The following is a 6,920-nucleotide window of genomic DNA, read 5'->3' on the forward strand; positions in this document are numbered from 1 at the left end:
TGAATACCAAGGTCTTTGGACGCCTGCGCATACGACACGCCGCGCTGCTTGATCAGCCGCACGGCCTCAAGCTTGAACTCCCGCGTAAACTGCCTTCTCGCCATGACGCACCTCCTGCTCCATAAAACACCTAACTTGGTGTCTTCGGAACCGGGTGCAGCTCAATCGAGTTTTTTCGCTTTTTGATCCTTGCGCTGCTGTTGTGCCCGAAGAGGGCGTTCGCGGGTGGCGGCCGCTGCTTTAATTCACGATCAGCGTCCGATTTGGGCCTGCACTTTGAAGAAGTGCTATCAAACCTTATAATTGATAGCACCGCAGTCAATTTTCGAGAATGCTATCATGGCCGCTGTCACCATCCGCAACCTCTCCGAGGAGGCGCATCGCGCGCTTAAAGTCCGCGCCGCGCAGCACAATCGCAGCGTGGAAGCGGAAATGTGCGCCATTCTGGAGGCCGCCGGGCGTCCCGAGGGGCGGCTGCGGCTCGGCACCGCTCTTTCGGAGATGAGCCGTAAGATCGGCCTCACCAATGCCGATGTCGAGGCGCTTGAAAATGGCCGCGACGCGCGTCCCGCGGAGCCGATGCGCTTCGAATAATCCTGCTCAATACCAATGTGGTCTCCGAGGCGATGAAGCCCAACCGCATTCATCGGTTCATGACTGGCTTTCTCTTAACCGGGACAGGTTAGCCGAACAGCCGGACCAGCAGCTCATCGGCAGTATCGATGCACGTAAAGCTAGACTTTTTGAGGTCGCGGTGCATCGGACGTTCGGCCTTCCGTCCAAAGCAATCGCCTCGCGAATGGTGGCTGATCTTTGAGCCCAAATCCGGCAATCGTGATCCCGGCGGGTTTCCGAACCAGCGGTAGCACTCCAGCTCCAATGTCTCCTGATTCACGTCCAGCCAAATTACGCAGCCGCTCGGCTTGTCGAGCAGCCTCGTATTCACCGGGACCTCGCTGACCTTGGAGCCTCTGAAGGATGATTTCAGCTGGATGTGGCGGATCACATGGCCTGCTTCCAGCACAATGTCGTAGCCGCCGCGGTCCACCTCGCCCTTGAGCACCTCAATATCTTGACGGCCCTGGCGCCAGCGCGCCGCGATCAATTGCCAGATGAAGAGATGCGACAGCGCCTGCTCGCGAAGACTGGATGCCGAGGAGTGTGACGCGATCGGCTGCCGCGGCGGCTTCGTCGGGCTAATCGCCTGGATGGATGAAACTAAGTTGGTCATGGCACGCACCTGCGCTCCGCTGGCCGCACAAGTCCAGCGCGACCGCGCTCCTCGCCAGCCAGCTTCGCACAGCAGAGTTAATACTATCCTCTTTTGGGATAATCCTGTTCCAGGATCAGATTGACCGCCGCCGAATCGCAAGCCCGGCGGCCATGGAAAAATCCCTCAAATCCGCCGAATATGCCCGCCTGATCGCGCTTCTTGTCGCAACGCGACATAAGGCAGGTATCCGTCAACAGGCGCTCGCCAGGAAGCTGCGCAAGCCGCAATCTTTTGTCGCTAAATATGAGGGCGGCGAGCGGCGGTTGGATGTCGTTGAGTTCATCGCCATTGCCGAGGCACTTGGGGCCGATCCGCTGAAACTGTTTCGGCGCTTTGTGCGAGAAAAGTCCGGATAGCCGGAGCCTGCGCCGCCGGAACGCGCGTTTGACTTACGATCTGCTCAGATACCCGCTAAACGAGCACAACATTGCGCGAGAGCGGCTGGACTTCAGCAGCAAGCGGAGCGTGCACCCGCTCTTCGATGAACCTCGCGGCCCAGCTTTCTCGCCGCTTATCCCTCCTTCAGTTGTCGTCTCAGGACGCGGCGTTGCGCGGTGCGGACCGGCCTCTCGTAGCGCTCCAGTCCAGCAAGACGCTTCATCTGCTTTGGGCACGGACATTCGAGCAACGCAGCAAGCATGGCATGGCGAACCTCTCGGATTTGGGTTAGCCATACATTGGCGCGGACCAGCTCGTGCACGGTCGAGGTGCTCTGTTGCTGCAGCAAGCCTGCGGTGATCGCCCTGGCCAACGCATCGGAGCTGACATCGTCCTCCAGGCTGGGGCGCGAGAGCCCATGTTGACGCGCGTTGCGGCTCGACCGCGCCTTGCCGGTTTCCGTCCTCGGTCCCGAACTTCGCTTGGCGTTCAGGCGGTTCGCCTGGACTTTTCTTGGTGACGCCATGCGACCCTCCTGACTTCCGCTCCTTCTGAAACATTTCCTCCGACAGGCTACCAATTCAAGCCTGCAGCTCGAAAAAAAACCTGCTGTAAATTCGGTTTCGGCGTACGGGTGTTTCTGCATCAACTGCAGCCGTTCCAGAACGGCGCGCGGCCCCAAAGAGCGACCTTTGAGGTCGTCGAGCCTGACGTGACGCAGGGTGCGCTTGCATCGATGGAGCAGACTCATCGGGTTACAGGCCGCTGCTCGATCAGGTGTCTGTTCCGGCACCAGAGCTCGCCGCACCGCCACAGCGCTCCGGTTCCGCCTGAGGTGCATCGCCCCATCGTGACGCCCGACATTGCGGTCAATTGGGTCAATTGCATTGGCCGCGGCGCAATACATCGCCAAAAAGGCGGTGCTGGAGTTTTTTTTGAGGTATCGGCGCGCGTCGCTGCGGTGCAGCTTGACTGATGTAAATTCATAGGTTGTAATTGTTTTGCATATTGTTCCCGCTTTTTTTGATCAAGTATATTTTCAGGGGCGTGCAAATGAATAAAACTGCTAACGCGTATAATCAAGGAACTTTGCTGAGACAGCATTGCGATGCGCTAGTTTCACAGCTTACTGAACTTCAAAGCCTTAAACTCCGCGTGTTCAGGGCCGAAGCGACTAAGGTCCGCGTAGGATTGATTCACAGGCGAAGAACGATGTGGCGCGGGCGGGCGGCACGCCCGAAGCCTTGACTCGGTCAGCTGCTTCCATCTGCCGCGAAAATGCGTCACGTGGGTGACATGTCGTGAACGGCGGCGAGCTGTTGCGCGGAGAACTGGCCCCGAGTCGTCGGACACTGCGATCGCGCCGCTCGATTGGCAGCGTGCGCGCCCTTTCACGCTCGCGTTTGAGCCCAGAACAATGATGCCGAACAATATCGAAGACCTTCAGATGCTGCGGCTGATCAAAGCCTTTCAGAAGGTGAAAGACGAAGGTGCTCGCCGTATGATCCTCTTGTTCGTCGAAGAGCGGGTGGAGAACGACAAGGCCATAAAACTTGCGGCGGACGCCGGCAAAACAAAGCCCGCGGCAATGCCAATCGCAACATCAACAGAAAAGTAGAGAGCCGACTGTCGGACTCAGTGAAGAAGGCGGACGTACTTCATAGTCTCAAGTCTCCGTTTGACAGCCACTTTACAGGTTCCAGTGCCGGCGCAAAGCGTCGCGCTGTTGGAGCAATTCACGAAGCGCTTGAGCATTGCTTGATTGGGTCTCCTGCCACTCGATGCGATCTTCCGCAGTCCATAAGTAAGACTCGCGATCGAACCGGGCTTTTTCGGCCTTATCAAATTCTGCGTATAGTTCGATATCGCGCTCAAGCTGGTACAGCTGTTCCTTTGGAGTTCTTGGCATCAGCCGCTCCTTCGGCTTTGCCTCCAGTCCGCCTCGATTTTCGGCGTAACCGGTGCGGCGATCAACAGGCATTCGTTCGCTCATTGGTGCTGCTGCTTCGTTGCCTCGCTCCCTTCGTTCATTTGGCTTCGATTTGTGGCTTTTGGGTGAGAGCCGGGGCCGCCGCTCGCACTTAAGTGTCCTCCGGCGATGGCAGCGCGAATTTAGCCGCAAGGTGAGCAACAACATTGCTGCAGAAACGACTGGCATTCCCGCGCGATCGGAGCGTTACTGATTCGACCGGGCGCATAGGTCGCGCCGGCGTCTCGCCTCGCAGCTGCGGGGCTCGCGGCAGTGCAGCCACGAGCTGCATTCGCAACGCGACAACGGGAGATTCCGGTGGCTTTCGTCCAGGCAAATGGCGCCGATGCGCCCAATCATATCGTTAGGTTCAATCCGAATGATCGCCGTGATTTCATCGGCGGCTCGGACGCGCGGATCATCATGGGAGACGATCAGGACTCCCTCGTTCGGCTCTGTCGGGAGAAGCGCGGCGAGATTGAGCCAGAAAATCTTTCCGACAACCTCATTGTCCAGCTCGGCACTGTGACCGAGGTTCTGAACCGCGCCTGGTACCAACGATCCTCCGGGCAAACCATCAAGGATATCCAGAAGCGAGTTCGCCACCCCGTGCACAAATGGATGGGGGCAACGCTCGACGGCATGGTCGAACAGACTGGCGCGGTATTCGAGGCCAAATTCATGTTGCCCTGGGCCTTCACTGAAGAGGGCGCTGCTGACAAGCACATGGCCCAGCTGCAGCATAACATGTGGGTCACCGCTAGCCGCAGCTCGGTGCTTTCGATCATCACCGGCGGCGGCAAGTGGGTCGAGATCAAGATTCACGCCGACCCGCTCTATCAGCATCTGCTCCTCACCGCCGAGAAGAAGTTCTGGCGCTGTGTTCAAAGTGGCGAACCGCCTGTCCTGTTCAACATCGAGACGCCGCGACCAAGGCTGGAGGCCGTCAAAATCGTCGACATGGCTTCCTCCAACGTCTGGGCCGCGTTCGCTGCAGCCTATCTCAGCACCAAGGACGCCCACGGGGAGCACGAGCTTGCCAAAACTGAGTTGAAGAAGCTGGTGCCCGAGGATGCCAAAGAGGCAACCGGGCACGGGATCAAGGCCAAGCGCTCCAAGTCGGGCGCCATCAGCTTCGATGCTCTTGCCCTGGAGGCCTCCGATGCATCAGTCCAGTGAGCGGATCGGGGCAATTGCGGGCGCCCTCGCCCGTGCACAGGCCGAGCTTACCAACCCGGAAAAAACCCTGACGGCGGTGATCCGATCTCCCTTCCCGCGGGAGGACGACCGGATCTTCCGCTATGCCTCCTTGGCCTCCGGCCTGGACATCGTCCGCAAAACGCTGAGCCAGCAGGAGATCGCAACCGTTCAGACCACACGGATTGACCCCGCTAGCGGCCAGGTGCATCTCACGACGCTACTGGCCCACGCCTCCGGCGAATGGATTTCCTCCGATTGGCCGGTCTGCGCCGCAAAGGAGGTCGAGGCCCCGCATCGGATGGGCGCCTCGTTGACCTATGCCCGCCGTTACGCCCTGTTCGCGCTCGTTGGCATTGCCGGTGAGGACGACCTCGATGCCCCCGATGCGATCGCCGGACCTCCCGCTGCCGCCGAGCCGCAAACCGCTCCCGGCTCCAAGGGAAAGCATGTTAAAGCCGTCTTGAATCGACCGGCGATGCTGAAGCCTCAGCAATCCGCTGAGCTACGGGAGCGGCTGTTAGCCGAGCTGGCGGCCGTCTTGGGTAGCGACAACCTACTGGCTTGGGCCAAGGCCAGCCTACCCCTGAAGAACACCCTGTTGGAAACGGACGCCCGGGCGCTTGAGGCGGCCTATCAGATGAGGTTCGAGGAGGTGGGCTGGCCTGAGACCGACGCCGATACGCCACCACACGAGACTGCACGCACCCTGGGACAGGGGCCGGCGCAAGTGCCTACCCTCCCCCAAGCCGCTATCCCAAACCCAAGCCTCGGCGGGTCATCGGATCAGCGCGAGGCCGGCCTCGCCTTCCCCAAGGAGCCTCCGCGCAAGCGAAGCAAGGCCCACCTTGCTTTTGTCCGCGCACAGCCTTGCCTGGTCTGCAAGCAGGCTCCGTCCGATGCCCATCACCTCAAGTTCGCGCAACCGCGGACACTCGGGCGCAAGGTCAGCGACGAATTCACCGTCCCGTTATGCCGCTCGCACCACCAGGCTCTCCACCGGCACGGCAACGAAAAGGCGTGGTGGGTGGATATGCAGATATCGCCCTTGCCTGTCGCCAGCGAATTATGGGCCGCGAGTCCGGTTCACGACCCCACCAAGCCAAGCATGGCCACTTATGATGCTTCATCACAGGCCCGGCCGGAGGCCTCGCGTCAATGAATGGCCCCTTCAGCAACGCCCCAGCGAGAGCCGAATCCGCTGTTCCGGTCGAATTCCAGGCCTTGTGTCCTGCACCCCAACTCCTGCCCGGAGAAAGCATCGACCACTATCGCGCGCTGCAGGCGATCATCTTCCAAGACATAGCCCCACAATCCGCGATCGAGTGGCTGCTTGCCATTGATGTTGCGGAGCTATCCTGGGAAATCCAGCGCTACCGCATTTTGCGGCACAAGCTGCTGGAGTCCTATCGGCAAAAAGCAATAGAGATGACGCTTCGTCGGATCGATGTCGCCGGCATCGCGCCAATCTTCAAAGACGACGCCGAGCGCTACACCATTCAGAACGCGCTGGACTGGCGGCTCGATCCTATTGCAGCGGACGAAATCGAAGCGCGTCTCGCATCATATGGCTTCGATCAGCACGCCATTAGCCTGGAAGTTTACGTGCAGGCGCGTGAGATCTTCACGCTATTCGAGACGTTAATGAACGCGGCACAGCTAAGACGGCTGTTCTTGCTCAAGGAGATCAACAGCCGCCGCCGAATGCAGGACCCGCCCAACTTCGTCCCAGGCCAACCGAGGACCCGACCGAGAGCGGAGAAAGTGTCATTGCTGCATAACCAAACCGGCGCGGCCTCGGGATGATGAAGCCGGAGACTATTGAACCTGCCATTCAAGCCTGCTTTTGCGAGATTTACATCAAGCTTAAGGACGCAGAAAAAATTGCCAGGGCAGCCCGTGCTTGTGCGGACGCCGGCAGCATCGCGGAGGCAATTCAAATCTCAATGGACATCGAGCAGCTCGTCTATGAGGTCGGGCGACTCCATGACGCCGCCTGTCTGCTAGGGTCTGTTGGGATTCAGGATTCTCATCGGGGCTTGGTTGTGATTCAAGCTTGGGATGGACCGATTCGTTTTGACTGACGCCCAATGGGCGAAGATG

General features: G+C 59.4%; 11 protein-coding genes. 7 read left to right on the forward strand and 4 right to left on the reverse strand.

Annotated elements, in window-relative coordinates; all coding sequences use genetic code 11:
- Nucleotides 1-104: transposase (locus IVA74_RS36155; RefSeq protein ID WP_247352300.1), on the reverse strand; the 104-nt coding region annotated here is incomplete at its 3' end.
- 235 nt (nt 105-339) lie between these two features.
- On the opposite strand from IVA74_RS36155, the gene IVA74_RS36160 reads away from it, so the two are divergent.
- Nucleotides 340-594 carry a plasmid stabilization protein gene (locus IVA74_RS36160; RefSeq protein ID WP_247352281.1) on the forward strand — a complete coding sequence of 85 codons (255 nt, stop codon included), beginning with the start codon at nt 340-342 and terminating at the stop codon, nt 592-594.
- A gap of 88 nt (nt 595-682) precedes the next feature.
- Here IVA74_RS36160 and IVA74_RS36165 read toward each other — a convergent pair whose 3' ends face one another.
- Complete coding sequence (locus IVA74_RS36165) at nt 683-1,240, reverse strand: hypothetical protein (protein ID WP_247352283.1); 558 nt, start codon at nt 1,238-1,240, stop codon at nt 683-685.
- A gap of 143 nt (nt 1,241-1,383) precedes the next feature.
- Here IVA74_RS36165 and IVA74_RS36170 point away from each other — a divergent pair, with 143 nt between their 5' ends.
- Nucleotides 1,384-1,629 (forward strand): helix-turn-helix transcriptional regulator, encoded by a 246-nt coding sequence (locus tag IVA74_RS36170; protein WP_247352285.1) that lies wholly within the window; start codon nt 1,384-1,386, stop codon nt 1,627-1,629.
- A gap of 155 nt (nt 1,630-1,784) precedes the next feature.
- Here IVA74_RS36170 and IVA74_RS36175 read toward each other — a convergent pair whose 3' ends face one another.
- Nucleotides 1,785-2,444: a hypothetical protein gene (locus IVA74_RS36175; RefSeq protein WP_247352287.1), complete on the reverse strand. Its 660-nt coding sequence runs from the start codon at nt 2,442-2,444 to the stop codon at nt 1,785-1,787.
- A gap of 624 nt (nt 2,445-3,068) precedes the next feature.
- Between IVA74_RS36175 and IVA74_RS36180 the strand changes: the two genes are divergently transcribed.
- Nucleotides 3,069-3,269 carry a hypothetical protein gene (locus tag IVA74_RS36180; protein ID WP_247352289.1) on the forward strand — a complete coding sequence of 67 codons (201 nt, stop codon included), beginning with the start codon at nt 3,069-3,071 and terminating at the stop codon, nt 3,267-3,269.
- A 72-nt stretch (nt 3,270-3,341) separates the two neighbouring features.
- On the opposite strand, the gene IVA74_RS36185 is transcribed toward IVA74_RS36180, so the two are convergent.
- Complete coding sequence (locus IVA74_RS36185) at nt 3,342-3,644, reverse strand: hypothetical protein (protein WP_247352291.1); 303 nt, start codon at nt 3,642-3,644, stop codon at nt 3,342-3,344.
- A gap of 294 nt (nt 3,645-3,938) precedes the next feature.
- Between IVA74_RS36185 and IVA74_RS36190 the strand changes: the two genes are divergently transcribed.
- From IVA74_RS36190 to IVA74_RS36205, 4 genes are read left to right on the forward strand one after another with little or no spacing between them, the layout of a single operon-like run.
- Nucleotides 3,939-4,799 carry a YqaJ viral recombinase family protein gene (locus IVA74_RS36190; protein WP_247352293.1) on the forward strand — a complete coding sequence of 287 codons (861 nt, stop codon included), beginning with the start codon at nt 3,939-3,941 and terminating at the stop codon, nt 4,797-4,799.
- Nucleotides 4,783-5,979: an ERF family protein gene (locus IVA74_RS36195; protein WP_247352295.1), complete on the forward strand. Its 1,197-nt coding sequence runs from the start codon at nt 4,783-4,785 to the stop codon at nt 5,977-5,979. The genes IVA74_RS36190 and IVA74_RS36195 overlap by 17 nt, the downstream gene beginning before the upstream one ends.
- Complete coding sequence (locus IVA74_RS36200; protein ID WP_247352297.1) at nt 5,976-6,623, forward strand: hypothetical protein; 648 nt, start codon at nt 5,976-5,978, stop codon at nt 6,621-6,623. The genes IVA74_RS36195 and IVA74_RS36200 overlap by 4 nt, the downstream gene beginning before the upstream one ends.
- On the forward strand, nt 6,620-6,901 hold the full coding sequence (locus tag IVA74_RS36205) for a hypothetical protein (protein ID WP_247352298.1): 282 nt from the start codon (nt 6,620-6,622) through the stop codon (nt 6,899-6,901). The genes IVA74_RS36200 and IVA74_RS36205 overlap by 4 nt, the downstream gene beginning before the upstream one ends.
- Nucleotides 6,902-6,920: the final 19 nt, after the last annotated feature.

Source organism: Bradyrhizobium sp. 132, assembly GCF_023074185.1.
Taxonomy (GTDB): Bacteria; Pseudomonadota; Alphaproteobacteria; order Rhizobiales; family Xanthobacteraceae; genus Bradyrhizobium.